Raw genomic sequence first — 24,130 nt, 5'->3', positions numbered from 1 at the left:
CAATGAACCAATTCGCGATCCTCTACGAAGACCGGTTCACCAAATCGAGCACGTAAGATCCTCAATCAGCTTCACGAAATCGGTGAAGGTTCAATGAGCCTCACACACGGAAACTCGGACAGGCCCGCGCATCCTGTACCTCGTGGTCATTCCGGCAGTTCTCGGAGTTCTTCTTGTTTGGGCATGTGTTTCTTTGACGGGCCTTCTTGCAGCGTTAGTTAGTGAGCATCGCTTTTGGGGTCTTCCTGTGTACCCGGTCATGGTTGTAGAAGAGCTCTTGGCCTGGGCTCCGTTGTGCGTACTCGCTGGATTTGCCCTGGGGACGCTCCTTCCGAACAATTCTTTGGCTGCCAGCTTCGCAACGGCAGTTTTTGGATTTCTCTTTTTGCTTCTAACCACCTTCGAGCTTTGGTCGAGCAGTTCCCTGATGGAAGCAGTAAATACCTTTGCTTTTGCTTTCTTGACGACCGGGTTGCTTATGACAATTGCAACTCCTCTTGGTGCCCTACTTGCCATTCGTCGGAAACGGCCCAACCCGTCATTGCAGCGGACTGGCACCGCCGACCACTGACTTCCAACGTCAGCACAAGCCCCCAGAAGCAGCCACCGCAAAATCCCAAACCGTCTCGACCCACAACGACGTCCGGTGCCGCTGCGCATGAACCGCAAAATACCCGCGTCCGGGCTGCTGTACTGCACCAATAACTACACCGCCCAACCTGACCACAGACGTTTCCGAGCACCCCACTCAGCGTGTCGCGACTCCCGAGACCCAGCCCCAAAGCCCTCAACGGGCCCATGAGAAAATCCGCCCCCCTCGCCCCCCTCGCCCCCCTCGCCGCCCCCGCCCTCATCCATGCAACTCACATTCAGCCACGTCGATGTCCTGGTCCTGAATCTGGAGGAGGCCTGTGCCTACTACCAGGCGGTGCTGAACGCGCAGATCTCCCGCACATTGGTGTGGGAGCGCGACGGGCTCCATGTGCGCTACGCCATCGCACGCATGGGGGCGGAGCGGTTCATGCTGGTGCAGCCGCTGGCGGGCAACCTCAAGGAGCTGCTGGACACCCACGGGGACGGCACCATCTACCGCCATTGCTACAGCACGCCCGACATTGAGGTGGCCTATGACGCGCTGGTGGCCCGGGGCGTGCAGCCCGAGGACGAGAACGGCAAGCTTCTCGCCCGCGACCAGTTGGGTGCACCAGGGGGCAACCGGATCCTGTGGCTGCCCCGGCGGTTTGGAAATTTCTCCATCGAGCTGCTGGAGCAAGCCAGCCTCGAACAGTTCATCGCCGATGCCTTTGCCGACGCTGAAGCTGGCGCGGCGCGCTGAGCCCCATGCACATCCTGCTGATTGAAGACGACCTGGACCTGGGGGCTTCGCTGGTGCGGGCGTTGCAGCAAGACGGGTTCACCGTGCAATGGCTGCGCCGCGCCCACGATGCGCCCCTGCAGCTGGACGACCCGGGCTGCAGCGCCGTGCTGCTGGACCTGGGCCTGCCCGATGGCAGCGGCATGGAGCTGCTGCGCCGCTGGCGCCGCGCCCAGGCGGGGGCGCCAGTGCTGGTGATCACGGCACGCAGTGCGCTGCAAGACCGGCTGGGCGGCCTGGACGCCGGGGCCGACGACTACCTGGTCAAGCCCTTCGACATCCCCGAGCTGCTGGCGCGGTTGCGGGCCGTGTTGCGGCGCACGGCCGCGCAGTCGGGCGAGCAGTGGCAGTTTGGTGCCCTGAGCGTGTGGCCCCGCAAGTGCCAGGTCCAGCTGGACGGGCAGCCGCTGGAGCTGACGCCGCGCGAGTTTCAGCTGCTGCTGGCGCTGGCCCAGGGCGGTGGCGATGTGGTGCCCAAGCGCACGCTGGCCCAGCGCCTGGAGCCCCTGGGCGACCCGATGGATACGGCAGCGCTGCAGGTGCACATCAGCAACCTGCGGCGCAAGATCGGCACCGAGCGCGTGGGCACCCTGCGGGGCGTGGGCTACTGGCTGGAGTCGGTGTGAAGAAAACCCTGGGCCGTCGGCTGGTGGCAGCGTTGCTGCTGGCGTTTGCGCTGATCAGCGTGCTGGTCATCGCGATGAACTACTGGAACGCCCGGACAGAGCTGGACAGGCAATCCAGCGCTGCACCTCTGGCTTCGGTGTTGATCAAGTCGCTGGATGCGCTGGACGATGCCGAAGCCGCCACCGCCGTGCTGCAGGCGTTCATCGCCGAGCTGAACCGCGTCCGGCAGGAGGTGGTCCCTGGCGGCGGCAACGTCTCCGTCCGGCTGGAACGCCATGGCGGCGGCACCGTGTACGAAAGCGGGCGCGACCTGCGCAACCAGACAGCCCCCACCGGGCTGAGCCGCCTGGATATCGATGGCCATCCCCATGTGGCCTACAGCGCGCAAGGGCAGCGCTGGAACCTGCTGGTGCTGGAGCCCCTGCTCACCGACCTGGAGCTGCTGGAGTGGCTGCTGGGCGAGGTGGGGATGTCGCTGCTGATCGCCCTGCCCGTGCTGTTGCTCACGCTGTGGCTGGCCGTGCGCAGCGGCTTGCGGCCCCTGCGCCAGTTCTCGCAGCGCATCGAGGCGCTGGACACGCGGCGCGACCTGCAGCCGCTGGGTGCGGACCTGCGCTATGCCGAGCTGCAACCACTGGGCCGCGCCTTTGATGCCTTGCTGGCGCGCCTGCGCGAACACCTGGCGCTGGAGCGCGCTTTTGTGCACGACGCCGCCCACGGCCTGCGCACGCCATTGGCGGCGCTGTCGGCACAGGCGCATGTGCTGCTCGGCAGCCAGGACGAAGCCAGCCGCGCTGCAGCCGCCCAGGCGCTGCAACAAGGCCTGCAGCGCACGGCCCACCTGGGCCAGCAGCTGCTGGACCTGTCGGCACTCGACCCCACCCGCAGCGGCGATGCGCAAGACGTTGATGTGTGCGAGCTGGCGGCGGGCGTGCTGCTGGACGCCCATGCCGACGCAAAGCGCCGCAACGTCACCCTTGCCCTGGAAGGCCCGGAGTCGCTGGCCTGGCATAGCGAGCCGCTGCCGCTGCAGTCCATCCTGCAGAACCTTGTGGACAACGCGCTGCGCTATGGCGCCACACGGGTGGAGCTGTCGATAGAGCAGCACCAGGGTGGCATCAAGCTGGCGGTGCGCGACAACGGGCCGGGCATTGCCCCGGCGCTGCGCACGCAGGTGTTCGAGCGCTTCTGGCGCGGCACAGGCCACGACGAACCTGGCACGGGCCTGGGCCTGGCCATCGTCGCCCAGGCGGCCGAACGCCTGCATGCGCGCCTTTGGCTGGACGAGGGGCTGGATGGGCGGGGCGTGGGTTTTGTGCTGGACCTGGGTGACGTGCAGCCGGGGGCTGAGTTGTTGTGAGCTTGGCTGGGAGGGTGCGCAGGGGGCAGCGCCCGCACGTTTCTTTAGGGAATCTTTAGGGCACCGTTTTCAGAATCGGCGGCTTCTTCTGATTCTGAAAAAGCCCCGGCATGACCCCCTTCACAGCTCCGCACCTCACCCGCCGCCGCGCCCTTGCCTCGGCGCTGGCCCTCACATCCCTCACCCTGCTGGGCGCCTGCGGCGGCGCCGAAGGCGATGAGCTGCGCGACCCCCGGCTGTTGCTGGAAACCCAGGCCCTGCGCGAACGCGCTCAGGCCGCCGTGGATGTGGGCCTGGTGGGCGCCGTGTTTGGTAGCCAGCACGACAGCGCCGACAAGCTCTACCTGGGTGCGGCCGGGCAGGCCCGCCTGAAGGGCGACGCCATGACGGGCAACGAATCCTTCCAGCTCGCATCCCTGTCCAAAGCCATGACCGCCGCCCTGGTGGCCCACTGGGTGGAGCAGGGCAAGCTGCGCTGGGACAGCCGCCCCGCCGACCTGCTGCCCGAAGCCGCTGCAAAGCAGCACCCGGCCTACGCCAACGCCACCCTCGCGCAGCTGCTGGACCACCGCAGCGGCTTGCCCACCTTCAATGACGCAGCCGATCTCGAACAGCTTGCCGACTTTGTGGCCGCCCTGCCACTCCCCCACCCCGCCACCGATGCAGCGCGGCGCCGCGTGCTGTCAGGCTGGCTGCTGTCGCTGACGCCGGTGGTCGGCGCCGGGGAGTTTGCATATTCCAACGCGGGCTACACCGTGGCCGGGGCCATGCTGGAGGCCGCCACGGGGCAGGACTTCGAGACCCTGATGCGGCAATGGGCCCAGCCACGTGGCCTGCAGCCGCAGTGGCAGCCCCCTGCCAACGCAGCGCAGGGCTACGAGGGGCCCGCCCCGGGCAAGCTGCAACCCGCCACCGGGTTCGGGCCTGAGGTGCAACCCTGGGTGGATGCGGCCAAGCCGTCGGGGGATGTGTGGATGACTCCCGCAGGCTATGGCCGGTGGCTGGCAGAACACCAGCGCGCATTTCAGGGACGCAGCCACGGGTTGCCTGCGGCCTACGTGCAGCGGCTGCGCGCCCTGAGCAGCGGCGACTACGCGCTGGGCTGGGAGGGCTCCTGGCTCCACGGCCAGGGCGCCATCGTGCACAGCGGGGACAACATCGGATTCATGGGCCTGACGGTGTTGGCACAAGACGGCCGCAGCGCCTACTTCGCGTTCAGCAACACGCGCAGCGTGGTGCCCGGCAGCTCCAGCTGGGTGCTCGATGCCCTGAACCAGGGGCTGGTGCGCCTTCTGAACCGCTGACCTACCACTCTGCATCGCAATGCACCACCAACCAAAACGCACCAACGCGATCCAGACCCACCGCATGGTCCAGGAAGCCCCGGTCGATGCGGGCGACTTTGCAGACTGGCTGGCCCAGACCCTGCACGGGCTGCACACGGGCGCCCCGGCCCCTGTGCCGTGTGGCGACTGCAGGGGGTGCTGCAGCTCGGGGTATTTCATCCCCCTGACACCGGCAGACTCCGCCGCCGTCATGGCCATCCCAGCGCCGTTGCTGAGCCCGGCCCCCGGCATGCCGCCGGGCTACCAGGTGCTGGGCCGCACCGCCCAGGGCGCCTGCCCCATGCTGGAGCACAACACCTGCGGCATCTACCCGGCGAGGCCCCAGGCCTGCCGCGCCTACGACTGCCGCGTGTTCGCCGCTGCGGGCATGGCGGCAGGCACCGACAGCTTCTCGCGCATCAATGCCAGGGTGCGCGCCTGGCGCTTCTCATATGGCAGCCACCACGCGCAGGCCGCCCACCAGGCCGTGCAGGCGGCAGCCCGGTTCATGCAGGAGAAGGCCTCGGCCTTCCCCGGCGGCCGTGTGCCCCGCAGGCCAGACGAACTGGCTCTTCTGGCCCTCAAGGTGCACCCGGTGTTTCTGCGGGCGGACCTGCCCACTCTGACCGACGGCGCCATCGCGGCGGCCGTCATTGCCTGCAGCAGAGACTTCGATGCCGGCCTTGGCGCAAGCGAAGCATGACGGGCCGCGTGTTGGCGGCTGACATCTCCACCGGCCGCGCCCCTGCCCACCTTCACACCACCGCTTCAGGAGACCCGCGTGACAACCGCTAGGCTAGCCACATCCACACCACCAAGGTCCCGCCTTGGGCTACGCAAGCCAGCACGCGCGGCGCGGCTGTTTGCCACTGTATTGCGCGCCATCCAAGGCCTGCAGCTGTGGGCGTCGCGGCTGACACCGCCCCCGTTTCGGCTCGTCCAGATCGGTTCGGCCTATTGGCAATCCAGGGCCTTGGGAGTGGTCACCGAGCTGGACGTTGCAAGCCAGTTGGGCGACGACACCTTGCCAATCGGTGTGCTGGCTCAGCGCTGCAACGTGGTGCCCGACGGGCTGCAGCGCGTTCTGCGCCTGCTGGCTGCGCTGGGCGTGTTTGAAGAAGCTCAACCAGGACACTGGCGCAACAACCGGGGCTCGGCACCACTGCGGGCTGACCGGCCAGGCAGTGTCCGTGACCTGGTGCTGCTGCACCAGCGTCCGGAGATGCGCGCGCCATGGAACGACACCCTGACCAGTGCACTCCGGCTTGGCCGCCCGGCCTTCGAGGTCTTGCACGGCCAGCCCCTTTTCGAGCACATGGCGACGGACCCCGCCCTGGAAGAAGCCTTTGCAAAAGCCATGGCCCAGGTCGAGGGGCTGACTGGCACCCCGTGGGTGGACGCCATCGACTGGCGCGCCTTCCACCGTCTGCTGGATGTGGGCGGCAGCGCGGGCGACAAGGCGCTAACCCTGCTTGCGCGCCATACCCACCTGCATGCGCTTGTGATCGACCGGCCAGCCACCGTAGAGGCAGCACGCTTCCTGCGAGCCAGCGAAACCGATCCCCAGCGAAGCGCGGCGCGTGCCAGGCTCAGCTTTCATGCCGCGGATGTCCGCGAGGATGCACTGCCGCCCGCCAGCAGCGCCAAAGACGTGTTCTGGCTCAGCGCCTTGCTCCATGGGATGTCGGACGCAGATGCGTTGCAGGTCCTCCAGCGGGTTGCACGTGCTGCTGCCCCGGTGGGTGCCACCGTGCTCGTCATGGAAGCCGTGCGCAACGAAGAGATCGCCGACCTGGCCGTGGCTGGCATGGACCTGCAGATGGCCGTTTGCACCGAAGGGCGCGAACGCAGCCTGCGCGAGTGGCAAGGCCTGTTCGCCCAAGCCCGACTGCAGTTGCGCGAACGAGTGCCCTTGCCCATGCTGGCAGAAATCATGGTGTTGACCCCTTTATGAAGCGCATCCTCATCACCGCCATGGGCAGCCATGGCGATGTCCTCCCCTTCATTTCCATGGCGGCCGAGTTCCGCCGCCGGGGGTTTGAAGTTTTCGTCTACGCCAACCCTTTCTTCGCAGACTCTGCAGCGTCCTGCAGGGCGGTGTTCCGGCCGATCGGAACAGTGGCGGACTATGAAGGCCTCTTTGCCCAGGCACCCGACACCAACCCGCCCAAAGCCATGGCTGCTGTGGCCGGATACATGGCCCGCCAGACTCCTGCCTGCTACCGCGCCATGTATGGCGATGTCAGGCCGGGGCGTACGCTGGTCATTGGCGGGTCACTCTTTTTCGCGCACAGGCTGGTGGCAGAAACCCTGGGCGTGCCCTGCGCCACCGTGCACCTGGCACCTGCGGCCATCCGCTCCACCATCGCCCCTGCACGCATCGGCCCCGGTGGGGCTTGGCTGCGCGAAAAAAGCCCGTTCTGGCTCCGGCAATTGTTCTGGTGGCTGGCGGACCGGGCGCATACCGACCGCTACTTCCTTGCGCCGCTGAACAGCATGCGCACCCAACTGGGCCTGGCACCGCTGCCAGAGCTGTTCAGCCCCTGGCTGCGGCAGGTTGACGCTGAGGTGGCCCTGTTTCCGGCGTGGTTCTCTGGCGCACCGGCAGATTGGCCAGCACAACTGCAACACTGCGACTTCCCATTCGACGACCCCGCTTGCGCGGCAGAGTTGCCAGCCGAGCTGCGCGATTTCCTCGCCGCTGGCCCCGCACCGGTCGGATTCACCGCCGGTACGGCAACGGCCAATGCGCGGGAATTCTTCGCACGCTCTGCCCGCGCCTGCGAGCAAGGGGGCTTGCGCGGCCTGCTGCTCACCCACTTTGCGCAGCAGGTGCCTGACAAGCTGCCACCGGGTGTGCTGCACGTGGGCTATGCGCCATATGCGCGGCTGCTTCCGCGCCTGGCCGCGCTGGTGCACCATGGCGGCATCGGCACCACGGCCCAGGCCCTTCGCGCGGGCATCCCCCAGGTTGTGCGGCCCACCGCCTACGACCAGTTCGACAATGCCCAGCGCTTGGTCGCCCTGAACGTGGCCCGCGAGATCCTGCCCCGACGCTACACAGAAAACCATATCTGCAACACCCTGGCCGGGCTGATGCACGACACCACCGTGCGGGCGCAGTGCCACGCGATCGCAGAGCAAATGCGCCCAGCGGCAGCCACTAACACTGGCATCACAAGCGCTTGCGAAGCCGTGCTGAGCGGCTGCGGCTGGCCACCCGGGACGGTGGCAGATCCCGTCGGCTAACGACGCACAGCGTCAAGGCATCGGCCGCACCAGCCGCACGGGTAGCTTGCTGGCCCGCGCTGCATCGCCCCGCGCCTCGCCGGTGGACAGGTTCACGGCCCAGCCGTTGATCATCGCGGCCTCGCGCCCCCCATCGCCTGCGCGGCTTTGCGCGATGTTGCCGTAGGTGTACTGGTTGACGCTGGGCGCGCTCACGTTGCTGGTGGACGACCAGTGCCATTGGCCTGGCGCGGCGGGGAACAGGATGGGGCTCAGACCCGGGGGCGACAGCGATTTGTCCACCAGCCGCTGCATTTCGGCCGCACGCGGAATGCGCCAGCCAACGCCCTCGGCTTTCCAGCGGCCGGTGGCAAGGGTGGTGGCTTCAGCACGGTCCAGCAGCAGGGGCTTTCCTGCGCAGGTTTTTCCCGTCCATTGCATGCCTTCCACACAACGCGGCCAAGCCAGGCCCGCGCGGTGGTCCAGCACATAGGCGCCATCGGCCGACAGCGACCAGTCTTGCGTGGCGGTGGAATCTGCCGCCCGCACAGGCAGGGCAACGAAGGCGCCCACCAGCAAGGCAGAAAGTAGCAGGATTGGTTTCATGGTCAAAAGCGGGCCAGGGAAAGGAGGTTGAAGACGGCAGGCTCAGCAAGTTGGATAGCGACACCCTAACCATCCCACCGGATCGGCGCCACCCCGAAGATCAAGAAACCTGCATTGCGCTTTTACCCGGCTTACCCGCCTTGGCGGGCACACCGGCCGGTGCTCCCGACGCTGCCAGCGCCTCGGCCAGAAAACCCACAAAAGCCTGCACCCGCGTGGAGAACTGGTGGCGCTGGGGGTACACCGCATAGATGTCGGCCGCCGGGGTCTGGTACTGCGGCAGCACGGGCTCCAGCAGGCCCTGGGCCAGGTGGCGGTTCACGTCCCACTCGGCGCGCATCACGATGCCGTGGCCCTGCAGTGCCCACAATACGGCGATCTCGCCGTCGTTGGTGGTCAGGTTGCCGGTGATCTTGATCGACTCGGTGTGCGCCTTGCTGCCGCGCCCGGTGGTCAGGCGCCACAGGCCATAGGCCTCGTCGCCCTGGCGGATGCCGATGCACTGGTGCTCCATCAGGTCGCGCGGCACGCGGGGCCTGCCATGGCGGTCCAGGTAGGCAGGCGCGGCGCACAACACGCGCCGGTTGGGGGCGATGCGGCGGGCAATCACACGGCCATCGGGCGGCTCGCCGAAACGCACGCACACGTCGTAGGCTTCGTCGGTGATCGGCGGCGGGTGCACCGACAGCTGCAGCTGCACATCCACCTCGGGGTACTGGCGCACAAAGTCCGAAATCACAGGCGCGATGTGCATGCGGCCAAAGCCCAGGGTGGCGTTCACGCGCAGCAGGCCCTTGGGGCTGGCCTTGGACTGCACGATGAGTTCATCGAGCGCATCGATCTCGCGCAGGATGCGGCGCGCGTGCTCCAGCAGCAGCTCGCCCTCGGGCGTGAGGCTCATGCGGCGGGTGGTGCGGTTGACCAGCACCACGCCCAGGCGCTTTTCCATCTGCGTGAGGTGCTTGCTGACCGCCGCCGTGGAGACCCCCATTTCGCGCCCGGCGGCGCTCAGGCTGGGGCTGGCGGCCAGCGCAGAAAAGAAGCCCAGTTCTGCGGGCTGGATGGTGGAACTCATCGAATAGCTCTTAACTGCAGGTTAACGATGGATTCACTTTAGCGGCGTTCTTTGAAGGCGTCCAGGCCTACAGTCCCTCTACCGTTCGGTTTCTCCTGTGTCTCTCTTTTACGCCTGTGCCTTGCTGCACAGGCATTTCCAGACCCTTTTCACCCAGGCATCTGCATGACCACCTATCAAATCGCCACCATCCCCGGAGACGGCATCGGCAAGGAAGTGATTCCCGCTGGCCAGCGTGTGCTCGAAGCCCTGGCCGCCCGCCACCCCGGCCTGCAATTCGAGTTTGAAAACTTCGGCTGGGGCGGCGACTGGTACCGCGCCCACGGCGTGATGATGCCGGCCGATGGGCTGGATGCCCTGCGCGGCAAGGACGCCATCCTGTTTGGCTCGGCCGGTGACCCGGACATCCCCGACCACATCACGCTGTGGGGCCTGCGCCTCAAAATCTGCCAGGGCTTCGACCAGTACGCCAACGTACGGCCCACACGCATCCTGCCGGGCATCGACGCGCCCCTGAAGCGCTGCACGCCCAAGGACCTGGACTGGGTCATCGTGCGCGAAAACTCGGAGGGCGAATACTCAGGCGTGGGCGGCCGCGTGCACCAGGGCCACCCCATCGAGGCGGCCACTGATGTGTCCATCATGACCCGCGTGGGCGTGGAGCGCATCCTGCGCTTTGCCTTCCGCCTGGCGCAATCGCGTCCCCGCAAGCAGCTCACCGTCATCACCAAGAGCAACGCGCAGCGCCACGCCATGGTGATGTGGGACGAGATTGCCGCGCAGGTGGTGGCCGAGTTCCCCGATGTGAAATGGGACAAGGAGCTGGTGGACGCCGCCACGGCCCGCATGGTCAACCGCCCCGCCACGCTCGACACCATTGTCGCCACCAACCTGCATGCCGACATCCTCAGCGACCTGGCCGCCGCGTTGGCGGGCAGCCTGGGCATTGCGCCCACCGGCAACATCGACCCCGAGCGCCGCTACCCCAGCATGTTCGAGCCCATCCACGGCTCGGCGTTTGACATCATGGGCAAGGGCCTGGCCAACCCCATCGGCACCTTCTGGTCGGTAGTGATGCTGCTGGAGCACCTGGGCGAGGTGGATGCTGCGCGCGCCGTGATGCAGGCCATCGAACAGGTCACCGCCAACCCTGCCCTGCACACCCGCGACCTGGGCGGCACGGCCACCACGGCGCAGGTGACCGATGCGGTGTGCGCGCTGATCAGCGACGCACCGGCCGCGCGCAAAGCCGCCTGATCGCCCCCCACGGCCCGCCAAGGCGGGCTTGTGAAAGCCCGGCGGGCAGAACCACAAGGCCACACAGGCCACACACCCGCCGCACCACTATCCTTCAGGAGACAAACCATGCACCGCCCCAACCCCGACCCCATCCACATTGCGACCCCGCTGCGCCGTCAACACCTGATGGCACTGGCGGCGCTGGCCGCAGCCGCCTGCCTGCTGCCCGGCAAAGCTGTCCACGCGCAGGTCTGGCCCAGCAAACCCGTCACCCTCGTCGTGCCGTTTGCAGCGGGCGGCACCACCGACGTGCTGGCGCGAGCGCTGGGCGAAAAGCTCAGCACCGCGCTGGGCCAGCCCGTGATCGTGGAAAACCGGGGCGGCGCAGGCGCCACCATTGGCGCCGACTACGTGGCCAAGGCCACACCCGACGGCTACACGCTGCTGATGGGCGCGGTGCACCACACCATTGCCACCAGCGTCGACAAAAAGCTCAGCTACGACTTTCAAAAGAGCTTTGCCCCCATCACCACCGTGGCCCTGGTGCCCAACGTGCTGGCCGTGAGCGCCACCACGCCCGCCAAGGATGTGAAGGAACTCGTGGCCCTGATCAAGACCGCGCCCGACAAGTTTTCGTATGGCTCCAACGGTGCGGGCACGGCGCAGCACCTGATCGGCACGCAGTTCTCGACCACCATCGGCCAGCCTGTGCTGCATGTGCCCTACAAGGGCAGCGGCCCGCTGACCACCGACCTGCTGGGCGGGCAGGTGTCGATGTCGTTCGACACCATCACGCCCGTGCTGCCCCACATCAAGGCGGGCAAGCTGCGCGCGCTGGCGGTGACCACGGCCAAGCGGTCATCATCGCTGCCGGATGTGCCCACACTGCAGGAGGCCGGTTTTGCGGGCTTTGACATCGGTACCTGGTTTGGCGTGCTGGCCCCGGCACGCACACCCGCCGATGTGGTGGCCCGGTTGAACGCCGAGATGGTCAAGGTGATCCAGTCGCCCGACTTCAAGAAGCGCATGCAGGACATTGGCGCCGAGCCGATTGGCAACACACCCGCGCAGATGGCCGAGCAGATAGCCGGTGACACCACACGCTTTGCCAAGCTGGTGGCCGACCACAAGATCACCACCGACTGAACCGACCGAAACGACTGACTGTGTGCCCGAGGGGCGGGTTGGTATAACGCCAGCCATGACGCCCACCACCATCGAACCCACCGTCCCCGCAGCCCTGATCCGCGCACTCGAAGAACGCGCCTTCAACGCCTGGCCCGCGCGCCAGACGGTGTTCCACCGGGGCTGGGTGTTCCGGCTGTCGGGCGGCTACACCAAGCGTGCCAATTCGGTCAACGCGCTGCTGCCCGGCGCGCCGTTTGACGGGGTGCGCGAAGCGGCTGCAGCGCTGTACGCACGGCACGGGCTGCCCGCCGTGTTCCGCATCTCGCCCCTGGCCCCGGCCGAAGCCGACCAGGAGCTGGCCGAGGTGGGCTACCAGCATTTCGATCCGTCACTGGTGTTGCACCGGCCGCTGGCCCTGGGTTCGGTCGGCAAGCCCGACGGCAGCACCCACATCAGAACCACGCCCACAGCCGCCTGGCTGGAGGGTTTTGCCGCTGCCAACAGCGTGCCCCTGCACCACCGCGCCCTGCACAACAGCATGCTGGACCACATCGCCCACCCTGCCGCGTTTGCACTGCAGCACGACGCACAGGGTCAGCCCGTGGGCTTTGGGCTGGCGGTGCTGGAGCGCGGCGCTGTGGGCCTTTACGACCTGGCCGTGGCGCCCGAGCACCGGGGCGGCGGGCGCGGGCGTGCGCTGGTGACGGCCCTGCTGCACTGGGCCGCCGAGGCCGGGGCAGCCAGCGCCTACCTGCAAGTGCGCGCGCAGAACACGCCAGCGCTGGGGCTGTACCAGTCGATGGGGTTCAAGACAGCGTATGGCTACCACTACCGGGTGCCGGGCTGAAACATAGGGCCTGCGCAGAGCGGCTCTCCCTTGCACTAGTTTGCGCAAGGCGTGATGCCAGTTTCAACAGTTTTTTTGTCAGCGTGTCTCCCATTCCTGGCGCGCTGGCGTCGCATTGCCTCGTTGCCCCTTCCGGGTGTAGCCAAGGTACGCGGCGCTCGGGGGTGCCTGGCACTGCATGGCGTGGATGGCTTCCGCTTGGGGGAATGGCAGGGGGACACGCCCTAGAATCCCTCCGCCAATTGCAAGAAACAACTATTGCAAACAGCAAGGGAGGGAGGGGCATGCGGGCCCATGGCGCGCAGGAGGACGACCCCGACCGATGTATTCAATCTTCCTATTCTTTTTATGCAAAGCATTGTTCGTTCGTGGTTTTCCAGAGGTGTGGGTGTCCTGTGTGTTGCTGCAGGGGTCTTGCTGACAGGTTGTGCGTCGGTGTACGTAGATACAGCCACCAAGGAGGTGGCGGACATCGAGATCAAGCGCCCTGCTGCCGCTCTTCCTGCTGCCTTGGTGTTTGACTTCCAGACCAATGGCGCACCGAATGCAGCTGCGACCAAGTTCTTGAAAGAGCAGGTCACGGCCCAGGTCGAAAAAAGCGGCCTCTTCCAAATCACCCCAAGCGCAGGCAGCAGTACCGCCCTTCTGAACATCACGCTCAACAACGTGCCCATTACCAAGGATGCTGCACAACAGGGTTTTGTGACCGGCCTGACCTTCGGCCTAGCGGGCAGCGCAGTGACGGATGGCTACATCTGCACCGTGAGTTATGTCCCTGCCGACGGTAGCCCCACCCTTGTGAGCACAGCCCGGCACGCCATCCACACCACAATGGGCAATGCGTCGGCCCCAGCCAACGCTTTGAAGTCGGCCACGACCGAAGATGCCGTCCGTACCATGACGCGCCAGATCGTCGCCAATGCGCTGCGCGACCTGTCGGCCAACCCCCAACTCAAATGATCATTGGCATTCAGCGCACACCATGAAAACATTTTGCAAACTCTTTGCCATCGCATGCGTCATATTCACGACCGGATGCGCCCAGATCACCATGGGCGTGCCGCAGCCCACGGTTGAGAACACGTCCAATCTCAGGCAAGCGAACCTGACTGAAACACGCGTGGGATCGTTCTCCCTCGATGCCAGCAAGCCTGCGCAAATGGACAAGGGGCATTCGCTGCGCGGCGCCAACTCAGTGCAGGCTCCCACTAACGGATCGTTTGCCGAGTACCTGCGTGAAAGCCTGCAGGTAGAACTGGCCGCTGCCGGGCTGTTGAACCCGCAGGCCGACGCCGTGGTCTCGGGCGTCCTGACCCATAGCCAGCTGGATCCGGACATAGGCACGGGAAAGGGCGCGATCCGGGCCCGCTTCACCGTTATCCGCGGCGGCGCCAAGCGCTACGAAAAGGAGCTGTCGGTCCAGTCGGAATGGGAGTCGTCTTTTATGGGGGCTGTGGCCATTCCCGCAGCAGCGCAGCAGTATGAAGGCCTGTACCGCAAGCTGGTGGCTCGCCTCATTACCGACCCGGAGTTCCGCAAGGCGCTCGCCAAGTAACAGCCTTCACCCGGTCGCCGGTCTTACCGGCCATATCGGTCTCTTGTGCTGCCGCGCAAGAGACCGTTTTCTTTGCGGGCTGCATTCCATGCCACGGGCCGCACAACCCCTTGCGCTAGAACCTGCCGAAGAAAAAGCTGCTAGCGCCATCCATCAAGCGTCAGAAGCTATCAAATAAATAGCAAAAAAGAGCTGCTGCAGATCGCCAACTAGCGGTGGCTCAACCTACGCACCGCCCAGTCCCCCAGGCTCTGCACGGCCTGCACAAAGAAGATCAGCACCAGCACCACGGCCAGCATGATCTCAGGCAGAAAGCGCTGGTAGCCGTAGCGGATGCCTAGGTCACCCAGACCACCGCCGCCAATCGCACCGGCCATGGCCGAGTAGCCGGTCAGGCTCACGAAGGTGATGGTCAGGCCCGCCACGATGCCGGGCAGCGCCTCGGGCAGCAGCACCTTCCACACGATCTGGCTGGTGGTGGCGCCCATGGCCTGGGCGGCTTCGACCAGGCCGTGGTCCACCTCGCGCAAAGCGGCCTCGACCAGGCGGGCCACAAACGGTGCGGCAGCAATCGTCAGCGGCACCACGGCGGCGGCGGTGCCGATGGACGAGCCCGTGATGAAGCGCGTGAACGGGATGATGGCCACCAGCAGGATGATGAAAGGCGTGGAGCGCACGGCGTTCACCAGCCAGCCCACGAGCTTGTTGACGGGGCCGTTCTGCAGCACGCCGCCATGGTCCGTGAGGCGCAGGAACACGCCCAGCGGCACGCCGATGAGGCCACCCACGATGCCGGAGATGCCCACCATGATGAGCGTCTCCCACAACGAGGAGGCAAAGAGGTCCAGCATGGCCGGAGTGAAATGGTCGAACATGGCTTATGGCTCCCTCAGATTTCAATGGTGACTTCTTGCACCGCCACACCGCCTGCGCGCAGGTGCTCCACCGCGCCGCGCACCTGCATGGGCTCGCCGCTGGCGTACACGGCCAGCGAGCCGAAGGTCTCGTCCTGGATCTCGTCCACCTGGCCGTGCAGGATGCTCATGTCCACACCAAACTCGCGGATCAGCTGCGACAGGATGGGCTGGTAGGCGCTGTCGCCCGAGTACGACAAGCGCAGCAGCCGCCCCGCGTGGCCGGGCGCCGTGGTGGCCAGCTGGCGGGTGAGCTTGCGCACATGGTCAAGCACGCTCGCAGGCAGCTCTTGCGGCAGGATCTCGTCGATCAGGCTCTTGGTGATGGCCTGCTGCGGGCGCGTGAACACATCGAGCACGCGGCCCTGCTCCACGATGCGGCCCGCCTCGATCACAGCCACGCGGTCGGCCACCTGCTTAATGACCTGCATCTGGTGCGTGATGAGCACCACCGTCAGGCCCAGCTCGCGGTTGACCTGGCGCAGCAGGTCGAGGATGGAGCGGGTCGTCTCCGGGTCCAGCGCCGAGGTGGCTTCGTCGCTCAGCAGCACCTTGGGGCGGCTGGCCAACGCACGCGCAATGCCCACGCGCTGCTTTTGCCCGCCGCTGATCTGCGCGGGGTAGCGGTCGGCCAGGGCCGACAGGCCCACCAGCTCCAGCAGCGGGTTCACGCGCTCGCGGATCGCTGCCTTGTCCATGCCCGCCAGTTCCAGCGGCAACGCGGCGTTGTCGAACACGGTGCGCGACGACAGCAGGTTGAAGTGCTGGAACACCATGCCGATCTCGCGGCGGGCCTCGCGCAGTTGTGCGTCGTTCAGCTGGGTCAGGTCACGCCCGCCCACGATGACCTGGCCCGTGGTGGGCCGGTTGAGCAGGTTGATGACGCGCACCAGCGAGCTTTTGCCCGCGCCGCTCTTGCCGATGATGCCGAACACTTCGCCCGGCTGGATGGTGAGGTCGATGCCACGCAGGGCTTCGACGGGGCCTTGTGGGCCCTGGTAGGTTTGGGTGATACCCCGTAAATCGATCATGGAAAGCAGTGCGCGGCAGCGGCCCCACAGTGAGTGGCCGCTGCCGCGCGGGTCTGGAAAAGGATGGGCGACTGTATCGGCGAATCGTAAGTTCACAAACGATTAAAAAATCGGGTGATTAGATTGCTGAGTTATGAAGACCGTGATACACAGACTTCAGTAACTATGAATTTCATAGCTATCAGAGCAATACCATAGCGCGCACACTGCCATTTTTCCTTGAATTTTCCTGACAACTCCAGAAACTTCTCCAGGCGACACTTCCATATTTCAACTTTTGTTGTATTATCGAATCATGCAAGAAACCGATGTCATCCGATCCCTCGCCGCCCTGGCCCAGGAAGTGCGCCTGCGGGTGTTCCGCGCCCTGGTGGTGGCGGGCCAGGAGGGGCTCACGCCCGGCGGGCTGTCCGAGCAGCTGGGCATTGCGCCCAACACGCTGTCGTTCCACCTCAAGGAGCTGACCCACGCGGGCCTGGTGAGCCAGGAGCGCCAGGGCCGCAACCTGATCTACCGCGCCTCGTTTGCCACCATGAACGACCTGCTGGCCTACCTGACCGAGAACTGCTGCCAGGGCGCTGCCTGCCTGACCGACGAGGCCACCGCCGCCTGCCAGTGCTGATCGCCCCCAACAACTTCCACCCCACGACCCACAGCCGAAAGGAAACCACCATGAAGCGATTCCACGTCCACATGCATGTCGATGACCTCGCCAAGAGCATCGCGTTCTACTCCCGGCTGTTTGCGGCCGAGCCTGCGCGGGTCGAGGGCGACTACGCCAAGTGGATGCTCGAAGACCCGCGCGTGAACTTCGCCATCTCCACCCGGGGCGACAGGCCCGGCGTGGACCACCTGGGCTTCCAGGTGGATGAGGCCGACGAGCTGGCCGAACTGAAGGCGCGCGCCGAAGGTGCCGACATGGCCCTGCTCGACGAAGGCGCCACCACCTGCTGCTACGCCCGCAGCGACAAGCACTGGATCACAGACCCGCAGGGCGTGGCATGGGAACACTTCCACACGCTGGGCAACATCCCCGTGTTCAACGAAGCGGCGGCGCAGCAGCCAGCCCAGGCCGCGTGCTGCCCCACGGGCGCGCCTTCGGCCCCTGCGCCCGGCCAGGCCGCCTGCTGCGGCCCCACCGCTAACAACCCCAACAAATGCTGCTGAGCCCAGGTCTGCAATGAGCACACCACGCACTCCTTTGAACGTGCTGTTTCTGTGCACGCACAACTCTGCCCGCAGCATCCTGGCCGAGGCCTTGCTCAACGCCATGGGCCAGGGCCGCTTCAAAGCTTACTCGGCGGGCAGCAGCCCGCGCGACAACCAACAGCCCCACCCGCTGGGCCTGCAGGCGCTGGCCCACGCGGGCATCCCCACCGAGGGGCTGCGCAGCAAAAGCTGGGACGAATTCGCCGCCCCCGGTGCGCCGCACATGGACCTGATCATCACCGCGTGCAACAACGCAGCAGGCGAGGTCTGCCCCTTCTGGCCCGGCCACCCGGCCACGGCGCACTGGGGTTATGCCGACCCGTCAGCAGGCGATGGCTCGGACGCCGACAAGGCCGAAGCATTCCGCAAAACCCTGCACGCCATCAAGCAGCGCCTGGAGCTGCTGGTGAACCTGCCCGACGACAAGCTCGCCGCCACCGCGCTGCAAGCCATGGCCCGCAACCTGCCCGCGCAATAAGATGAAACACCCCCTGAGTCGCTTCGCGCCTTCACCCCTCTCTCGCTGCGCGGGAGGGGGACGCACCCGGTGGCCTGGCAAAGCCAGTTCCACGGGTGCACGGGTTTGGGCCGCGCCAGTTTCATGCATCGCGGGTGGCGCGCAGCGCAATGGATCACTGAAGGGATCACTGAAATGACCCTGCCACCAAGCCCTTTACAACGTGCTGCTGCCAGCGCGTTGCCCCCCTCCCCGGCCGCTGGCATGGCGGTGTTCGAGCGCTACCTCACCGTCTGGGTGCTGCTGTGCATCGTGGTGGGCATTGCGCTGGGCCAGTGGCTGCCCGGCGCGGCGCGCGCCGTGGGCGCGCTGGAGGTGGCACGCGTCAACCTGCCGGTGGGCCTGCTCATCTGGGTGATGATCATCCCCATGCTGCTAAAGGTGGACTTTGGTGCGCTGGCCGAGGTGCGCCAGCATGTGCGCGGCATTGGTGTGACGCTGTTCGTCAACTGGCTGGTCAAGCCGTTTTCGATGGCGCTGCTGGGCTGGCTGTTCATCCGCCACTGGTTTGCGCCGTACCTGCCTGCCGACCAGATCGACAGCTACATCGCCGGGCTCATTTTGCTGGCCGCCGCGCCCTGCACGGCCATGGTGTTTGTGTGGAGCCGCCTCACCGGGGGCGACCCGCTGTTCACGCTGTCGCAGGTGGCCCTCAACGACAGCATCATGATCGTGGCGTTTGCGCCGCTGGTGGCTTTTTTGCTCGGCCTGTCGGCCATCACCGTGCCGTGGGACACGCTGCTCACCTCGGTGGTGCTCTACATCCTGATTCCCGTGGTGATCGCGCAGTGGTTGCGCAAGCGCCTGCTGCGCAAGGGCCAGGCCGCCTTCGACGCCGCGGTGGCGCGCACCGGCCCCTGGTCCATCACCGCGCTGCTGGCCACGCTGGTACTGCTGTTCGCCTTCCAGGGCGAAGCCATCTTGCAGCAGCCGCTGGTGATTGCCCTGCTGGCCGTGCCCATCCTCATCCAGGTGCTGTTCAACTCCGCCCTGGCCTACGGCCTGAACCGCGCCGTGGGCGAAAAGCACAACATCGCCTGCCCCTCGGCGCTGATCGGCGCGTCCAACTTCTTCGAGCTGGCCGTGGCCACGGCGATCAGCCTGTTTGGTTTTCACTCCGGCGCGGCGCTGGCCACGGTGGTGGGCGTACTGATCGAGGTGCCCGTGATGCTGACGGTGGTGGCTGTGGTCAACCGCAGCAAGGGCTGGTACGAGGCGCGGGGCTGACGGGTGCACCGGCGGGGCCCGTCAGGCGCCTGCCACCGCCCCACGCGCCTGTACCCGGCGCGAGATCAGCAGCCCCAGCACAAACACCCCCACCGCCGCCACCGTGAACACCGGCGGCAACCATCCCCGGTCCACACTGAAAGCCACCATCAGCACGCCCGTGGACTGTCCCAGAAACAGCAGGCACGCAAACAGCGTCACCGCCGTGCCCCGGGCCTGGGGCGCCATCTGCGTGGCCTGCACCTGCAGCGTGTTGTGCAGCATGTAAAAGCCGATGCCCGCCAAGAAGCAGCCCAGCATAGCCCAACCCACCGCAGGCGCCCAGGCCAGCGACAGCAGGCCGATGGCAATGAAGCTGGCCCCCAGCACGGCCAGCCCCCGCTCGCCCAGCGCCGCCAGCCAGCGCCGCGCAAACACGCTGTAGATCAGCCCGCCCACGCCATACAGCACCATCACACCGCCAGCCGCCGAGGCCGACAGGCCAAACCCATCGACCATGCGCGCGGGCACAAACGCCAGCGTGCCAAACGCGAGCGCGCCCTCAATCGTGACCACTGTGAGCACCCAGCGCACACGCGGGATGCGCAGCAGCGCCAGGGTGCCCGCGAGGTAGTTGGCCAGCGAGAACGCCGGTGCGCCTGGCACCACCACAGGACGCAGCGCCCCGCTGGCACGCGCATGGCGCAGCAGCAGCGTGGCCGCCGTGAAGAACAGCACGGCCAGCACACCCAGCGCCGCACGCCAGCCCAGCGTTTCGGTGGCAAAACCGCCAAACCACTGGCCCGCCATCATCCCGGTCACCGTGGCCACCATCAGCCGCGCCAATGTTTCCTGCCGCTGCTCGTAGGCCACCTCATCGCCAATCCACGCCATCGACAGCGGAATGATCCCGGCCGCCGCCGCCCCCATGGCCGCACGCGCCACCACCAGCAAGCTGAAGCTGGGCGCCAGCGCCGTCATGGCGCTGAACACCGCACAGGCCGCCGTGGCGCCGATGATCACGCGCACCTTGCCCACCCGGTCGCCCAGCGGGCCATACACCAGCTGCAGCACGCCATAGGCCACGGCAAACGCCGCAATCACCGCCGAGGCATCGCCCGTGGTGATCTGGTATTCCACAGACAGTGCCACCAGCATCGGGTCGCACACGCGCATGGACGCCATGCTGCAAAAGGCCGCCAGGCTGATCAGCCGCAGCATCGTCGAAGAAGAAGTCATGGGCGCCGATTGTGGTGCGGCACGCGCCTGCGCGCTGGCCGGGTGCGCCGAGCCTGTCAGAAATTTTGTGTGTGAGGCATAGCATGTCAACAAGGAGCATGAATGCCACGCAAGACGAAGACGACCGCAGCGACCAGATGATGGGCAAACACGGTTTGTCAACCACTCCGATGCGCAAGCGGCACGGGTCCCCGGGGTTATCTACCTGTGCCGTCGAGCGACGCCGTAGCGATCACTCAATCGCTACCTTGGCAGTCTTGACGTACTCTCCCCAGCGATCGATCTCGTTGAAATAGAAGTTCTGGTACGCGCGCTGATCCATGTGCTCGACGACGAAGAACATTTTCTTGGCCTGCTCAACGATGGCCGACTCCTTGAGAGTTGCATCGACTGCTTCGTGCACGCGCGCGATGATGTCTGCAGGCATTCCCGCCGGGCCGAAAATTCCTACCCATGGTCCTCTTTCGACATTGAGACCGATCTCTTTGAGGGTAGGGACGTCCGGAAACTCCGGCAGACGCTGGGGCATTGAGACCGCCAACAAGCGCAGCGTGCCGCTGCGGATGTGGGGTTCAACGGTCGACAAGACGTTGATGGAACAGTCGACCTGCTGAGACAGTTGGGCATTGAGCAGGGGCGCTGTGCCGTTGTATGGAACATGCAGGAGATCGACGCCCTTCGCGACCTTAAGGGCCTCCATCATGAGGTGTCCGGACGTAGCGGTACTCCACGAACCGAAGCTCATAGGGGTCTTGGCGTCTTTGGCCATCTGCAGGAACTGGCCCAAGTTCTTGGCTGGGTGTGAAGCACTCACGACCAGGGCTGCCGGGAAGAAACCCAGCGGTGCGATGGCAACAAATTCCTTCTTGGGGTCGTAAGGTGCCTTCTTCATTGCATGGGGTGCGATAGTGTGCGATTCCATGCCACCGTACACGAGCGTGTAGCCGTCGGCCGGGCTACGCGCTGCCGCGACACTGCCGATGGTGCCGACGGCGCCGGGTCGGTTGTCAACCACAACGGACTGACCCAGCCGTTTCTGAAGACTCGTTCCCATTAGACGCACGATCACGTCACCGCCGCCCCCAGCTGCCCAAGGGACGATGATTTTGATAGGACGGTTGGGGAAAGCTGCGCTCTGGGCGAGCGCAGGGAATGCCACCGTTGACAACATCGTGGCGCCGAGGGAGCCGAGCACAGTGCGACGCTTGAGCTGAGGTTGTGTCATTTTGATTGTCTCCAAGTTATTTGATGAGGGAACGGGGCTGACTGGTTTTGAGGTCGGCTAAATCAGCCAACTTGTCGGTAACGGTGGCGGTCTTACTTACGGCGCAGCTCTTCAAGCAAGGCTAGCGCTCGCTCGGTGCGCACGTCGTGCTCGGCAGCCATCCGTTTGGCTATGGCATCAACCTCGTCGCCCGTGGCTCCGGCGACTAGGGCAATGTTGCGGGCATGCAATGCCATGTGGCCGCGCTGGATGCCTTCTGTGGCCAGAGCACGTAGCGCCCCGAGGTTTTGGGCCAGGCCTACGGCGACAGCCACCTCACCCAGCTCCTGTGCCGACTTGACGCCCATGATCTTGAGCGACAGCTGGGCCAAAGGGTGTGTCTTGGTCGCGCCCCCCACCAGACCCACGGGCATAGGCATTTCGATAGTCCCGACAAGTGCTCCTTGGGTGTCTTTTTCCCAAGTCGTGAGTGAGGTGTAGCGACCGTTTCGGCAAGCGTACGCATGGGCACCTGCCTCGACTGCTCGCCAGTCGTTACCGGTAGCAACGATGACGGGATCAATACCGTTCATGATCCCCTTGTTGTGTGTTGCCGCCCGGTAAGGATCAATAGCCGCGAACGTGTAGGCATCTAGCACGCCTTCGATGATCTCTTCGCCGGTACGCTCGTTGGTGGTGAGTGTTTCGGGGGTGAGCCGCACTCGGGCGCGTGACAGGCGCAGGTCGGCCAAGTTGGACAGGATGCGCAGCCGCACGGTGCCGCCGGTGAGCTTCTCGACCAGAGGAGAAACCGACTCAGCCATGGTGTTGACGGTGTTGGCTCCCATCGCGTCGCGCACATCAACGATCAGGTGCATGACGATCATCGGGCCACGGGCCGTGTCAGGGAACACGTGGATCTCGATGTCGCGGCAGCCGCCGCCCAAACCAATGAGCACCTTGTCGCGACTGTTAGCGACCTCCAGGATTTCATCGCGATGCTTCAGGAGTGCAAGACGGGCGCCGTATGGGTCGGTGACGCCGATGACCTGCACCTGGGCGCGCATCAGCGGGCCCGTACTTGAGGTTTCGAATCCGCCGCAGTCGCGAGCCAGTTTTGCCATGAACGAAGCTGCTGCGACGACTGAAGGCTCTTCGACCACCATCGGCACGAGGACATCACGACCGTTGATCTGGAAGTTCCCGCCAATGCCAAATGGGAGCTCGAACGTTCCGAGGACGTTCTCCACCATCCCGTTGGCACGCTCTACGCTGAGCGCGCCGGGTTGACTGATCAGGGCGATGTCTGCCTCGGACAAGTTGGTAATGCGTGCGACATGCTCCAAGCGCTGTGCAGGGGTGAGGGAACGAAAATTTGGAAGTCGTGAATCGACCATTGGATGTCTGCTCAGTAGTGGATACGGTATGGGTAAACTTTAAGACAACCGTACCAAATATAGAAGGTACAGTTTTGGCAAACAGTTTCTGTTCTGGAAAAGGACAGTGATGCGCCAGAGGTAAAAAATGACAGCAGCAGGAAGCCCCCAGACACGTCGCTCCAGACCGGCCACATTGCCGGTCTCGGTCGCCGACGACATCGAACGGCAGATACGCGACGGGGCCTACAGGGTCGGCGACAAATTGCCTTCGCTGCGCGAGATGGCCGAACTCCACAAATACGCCAAGAACACAGTGGTCACGGCTTTTGAATTGCTCGTTTCGCGCGGCCTGATTGAACCGCGTCGAGGTGCCGGGTACTTCGTGGTCGACAAGCCGCCATCCAAGGCGGCCGACGACGAGGCGGGAAGCTTAGGGCGAGCAAAAGACATCGTATGGCTGATGCGGGAGCAGCTCAAGACCGAGCCTGGAGCCTTGGCAGTAGCGGATGGATTCCCGCCAGTCGAATGGCTTTCTGATGTCAGGCTGGACAAGTACCACCAGAAGGTCGTACGCACTGGACTGGGTTCCCTGTTCCGCTATGGCAGCCGCTTTGGGTATGCCCCGCTGCGTGAGCATTTGGTGCGCAAGCTCGCGGACTTTGGGATCGGCGCCGAACCCCGGCAGATCGTGCTGACGCACGGTGCCAACGAGGCGATGGATATCGTCATTCGCTACTTCGTGCCGCCTGGTGGCCAGGTGCTGGTAGACGACCCTGGCTACTACCCTTTGTTCGGCAAGTTGAAGATGGCCAGTGCTGAGGTGCTGGGCGTGCCACGCCTGCACGATGGGCCGGACCTGGAAGCCCTGGAACAGTTGTTGATCACCCAGCGGCCCAGGCTCTTCTTTACGCAGTCGCTCGCACACAACCCGACAGGTTCAGACCTGAAGAATCATCTAGCCCGAGTTGTCGATCCCCGTTCACGGGCCTACCGTTTGGTTTCCAGATCAAGCGGGCAAGCCCCCGAAGGAGACCGACATGACACTGTACGCAGCCATTGACCTGCA

General features: G+C 65.4%; 23 protein-coding genes and 1 pseudogene. 17 read left to right on the top strand and 7 right to left on the bottom strand.

Translation table 11 applies throughout. The features are described 5' to 3' along the window. The first annotated feature begins 856 nt into the window (after positions 1-856). The 7 genes from ACYZGB_RS21270 (at position 857) to ACYZGB_RS21240 (ending at position 7,936) form a co-directional block, all read left to right on the top strand. The gene (locus ACYZGB_RS21270) at positions 857-1,336 is read left to right on the top strand and encodes a VOC family protein (RefSeq protein WP_462390879.1); all 480 of its coding nucleotides are present in this window, start codon (positions 857-859) and stop codon (positions 1,334-1,336) included. A 5-nt stretch (positions 1,337-1,341) separates the two neighbouring features. Continuing rightward, on the top strand, positions 1,342-2,001 hold the full coding sequence (locus ACYZGB_RS21265) for a response regulator (protein ID WP_300214040.1): 660 nt from the start codon (positions 1,342-1,344) through the stop codon (positions 1,999-2,001). After that, the gene (locus ACYZGB_RS21260; protein ID WP_462390877.1) at positions 1,998-3,362 is read left to right on the top strand and encodes a sensor histidine kinase; all 1,365 of its coding nucleotides are present in this window, start codon (positions 1,998-2,000) and stop codon (positions 3,360-3,362) included. Before ACYZGB_RS21265 ends, ACYZGB_RS21260 begins: the two co-directional genes overlap by 4 nt. 110 nt (positions 3,363-3,472) lie before the next feature. Next, entirely contained in the window at positions 3,473-4,666 is a 1,194-nt protein-coding gene (locus ACYZGB_RS21255) for a serine hydrolase domain-containing protein (RefSeq protein WP_462390876.1), read from the top strand. A 19-nt stretch (positions 4,667-4,685) separates the two neighbouring features. Further along, positions 4,686-5,390: a YkgJ family cysteine cluster protein gene (locus tag ACYZGB_RS21250; RefSeq protein ID WP_462390875.1), complete on the top strand. Its 705-nt coding sequence runs from the start codon at positions 4,686-4,688 to the stop codon at positions 5,388-5,390. 171 nt (positions 5,391-5,561) lie between these two features. Further along, positions 5,562-6,641 carry a methyltransferase gene (locus ACYZGB_RS21245; RefSeq protein ID WP_462390874.1) on the top strand — a complete coding sequence of 360 codons (1,080 nt, stop codon included), beginning with the start codon at positions 5,562-5,564 and terminating at the stop codon, positions 6,639-6,641. Continuing rightward, on the top strand, positions 6,638-7,936 hold the full coding sequence (locus ACYZGB_RS21240; RefSeq protein ID WP_462390873.1) for a glycosyltransferase: 1,299 nt from the start codon (positions 6,638-6,640) through the stop codon (positions 7,934-7,936). The genes ACYZGB_RS21245 and ACYZGB_RS21240 overlap by 4 nt, the downstream gene beginning before the upstream one ends. A gap of 12 nt (positions 7,937-7,948) precedes the next feature. Here ACYZGB_RS21240 and ACYZGB_RS21235 read toward each other — a convergent pair whose 3' ends face one another. Further along, positions 7,949-8,521, bottom strand: coding sequence for an Lcl C-terminal domain-containing protein (locus tag ACYZGB_RS21235; RefSeq protein WP_462390872.1), 573 nt, complete (start codon positions 8,519-8,521; stop codon positions 7,949-7,951). Between the two features lie 100 nt (positions 8,522-8,621). Further along, positions 8,622-9,596, bottom strand: coding sequence for a LysR substrate-binding domain-containing protein (locus ACYZGB_RS21230; RefSeq protein ID WP_462390871.1), 975 nt, complete (start codon positions 9,594-9,596; stop codon positions 8,622-8,624). 165 nt (positions 9,597-9,761) lie between these two features. On the opposite strand from ACYZGB_RS21230, the gene ACYZGB_RS21225 reads away from it, so the two are divergent. From ACYZGB_RS21225 to ACYZGB_RS21205, 5 genes are all read left to right on the top strand, one after another. Continuing rightward, positions 9,762-10,853 carry a tartrate dehydrogenase gene (locus tag ACYZGB_RS21225; RefSeq protein ID WP_462390870.1) on the top strand — a complete coding sequence of 364 codons (1,092 nt, stop codon included), beginning with the start codon at positions 9,762-9,764 and terminating at the stop codon, positions 10,851-10,853. Between the two features lie 108 nt (positions 10,854-10,961). Continuing rightward, positions 10,962-11,981 (top strand): Bug family tripartite tricarboxylate transporter substrate binding protein, encoded by a 1,020-nt coding sequence (locus ACYZGB_RS21220; RefSeq protein ID WP_462390868.1) that lies wholly within the window; start codon positions 10,962-10,964, stop codon positions 11,979-11,981. A 55-nt stretch (positions 11,982-12,036) separates the two neighbouring features. After that, complete coding sequence (locus tag ACYZGB_RS21215; protein WP_462390867.1) at positions 12,037-12,810, top strand: GNAT family N-acetyltransferase; 774 nt, start codon at positions 12,037-12,039, stop codon at positions 12,808-12,810. Between the two features lie 435 nt (positions 12,811-13,245). Then, positions 13,246-13,770, top strand: a complete 525-nt coding sequence (locus tag ACYZGB_RS21210; RefSeq protein ID WP_462390866.1) for a hypothetical protein — start codon at positions 13,246-13,248, stop codon at positions 13,768-13,770. 22 nt (positions 13,771-13,792) lie between these two features. After that, entirely contained in the window at positions 13,793-14,365 is a 573-nt protein-coding gene (locus ACYZGB_RS21205) for a hypothetical protein (protein ID WP_462390864.1), read from the top strand. 209 nt (positions 14,366-14,574) lie between these two features. Here ACYZGB_RS21205 and ACYZGB_RS21200 read toward each other — a convergent pair whose 3' ends face one another. Next, positions 14,575-15,240 carry a methionine ABC transporter permease gene (locus ACYZGB_RS21200; protein WP_055397552.1) on the bottom strand — a complete coding sequence of 222 codons (666 nt, stop codon included), beginning with the start codon at positions 15,238-15,240 and terminating at the stop codon, positions 14,575-14,577. 14 nt (positions 15,241-15,254) lie between these two features. Further along, on the bottom strand, positions 15,255-16,310 hold the full coding sequence (locus ACYZGB_RS21195; RefSeq protein ID WP_462390863.1) for a methionine ABC transporter ATP-binding protein: 1,056 nt from the start codon (positions 16,308-16,310) through the stop codon (positions 15,255-15,257). A 295-nt stretch (positions 16,311-16,605) separates the two neighbouring features. On the opposite strand from ACYZGB_RS21195, the gene ACYZGB_RS21190 reads away from it, so the two are divergent. From ACYZGB_RS21190 to arsB, 4 genes are all read left to right on the top strand, one after another. Then, positions 16,606-16,932 (top strand): ArsR/SmtB family transcription factor, encoded by a 327-nt coding sequence (locus ACYZGB_RS21190; RefSeq protein ID WP_055397556.1) that lies wholly within the window; start codon positions 16,606-16,608, stop codon positions 16,930-16,932. A gap of 50 nt (positions 16,933-16,982) precedes the next feature. Continuing rightward, on the top strand, positions 16,983-17,477 hold the full coding sequence (locus ACYZGB_RS21185) for an ArsI/CadI family heavy metal resistance metalloenzyme (protein WP_462390861.1): 495 nt from the start codon (positions 16,983-16,985) through the stop codon (positions 17,475-17,477). 13 nt (positions 17,478-17,490) lie between these two features. Continuing rightward, positions 17,491-17,997 carry an arsenate reductase ArsC gene (locus ACYZGB_RS21180; protein WP_462390860.1) on the top strand — a complete coding sequence of 169 codons (507 nt, stop codon included), beginning with the start codon at positions 17,491-17,493 and terminating at the stop codon, positions 17,995-17,997. A 243-nt stretch (positions 17,998-18,240) separates the two neighbouring features. Further along, on the top strand, positions 18,241-19,263 hold the full coding sequence (gene arsB / locus ACYZGB_RS21175; protein ID WP_462390880.1) for an ACR3 family arsenite efflux transporter: 1,023 nt from the start codon (positions 18,241-18,243) through the stop codon (positions 19,261-19,263). Between the two features lie 21 nt (positions 19,264-19,284). Here arsB and ACYZGB_RS21170 read toward each other — a convergent pair whose 3' ends face one another. From ACYZGB_RS21170 to ACYZGB_RS21160, 3 genes are all read right to left on the bottom strand, one after another. Continuing rightward, positions 19,285-20,481, bottom strand: coding sequence for an MFS transporter (locus ACYZGB_RS21170; protein WP_462390859.1), 1,197 nt, complete (start codon positions 20,479-20,481; stop codon positions 19,285-19,287). Positions 20,482-20,713: 232 nt separating this feature from the next. Continuing rightward, on the bottom strand, positions 20,714-21,706 hold the full coding sequence (locus ACYZGB_RS21165) for a Bug family tripartite tricarboxylate transporter substrate binding protein (protein WP_462390858.1): 993 nt from the start codon (positions 21,704-21,706) through the stop codon (positions 20,714-20,716). A 92-nt stretch (positions 21,707-21,798) separates the two neighbouring features. Next, the gene (locus ACYZGB_RS21160; RefSeq protein ID WP_462390857.1) at positions 21,799-23,082 is read right to left on the bottom strand and encodes a hydroxymethylglutaryl-CoA reductase, degradative; all 1,284 of its coding nucleotides are present in this window, start codon (positions 23,080-23,082) and stop codon (positions 21,799-21,801) included. A gap of 127 nt (positions 23,083-23,209) precedes the next feature. Here ACYZGB_RS21160 and ACYZGB_RS21155 point away from each other — a divergent pair. Continuing rightward, positions 23,210-24,010: pseudogene (locus tag ACYZGB_RS21155) on the top strand (aminotransferase-like domain-containing protein); the annotation flags it as partial. Between the last annotated feature and the right edge of the window lie 120 nt (positions 24,011-24,130).

The organism is Acidovorax sp. Q11, from assembly GCF_054950075.1.
The sequence above is the reverse complement of the archived record's forward strand: the minus strand, read 5'-3'. Positions and strand labels throughout refer to the sequence as shown.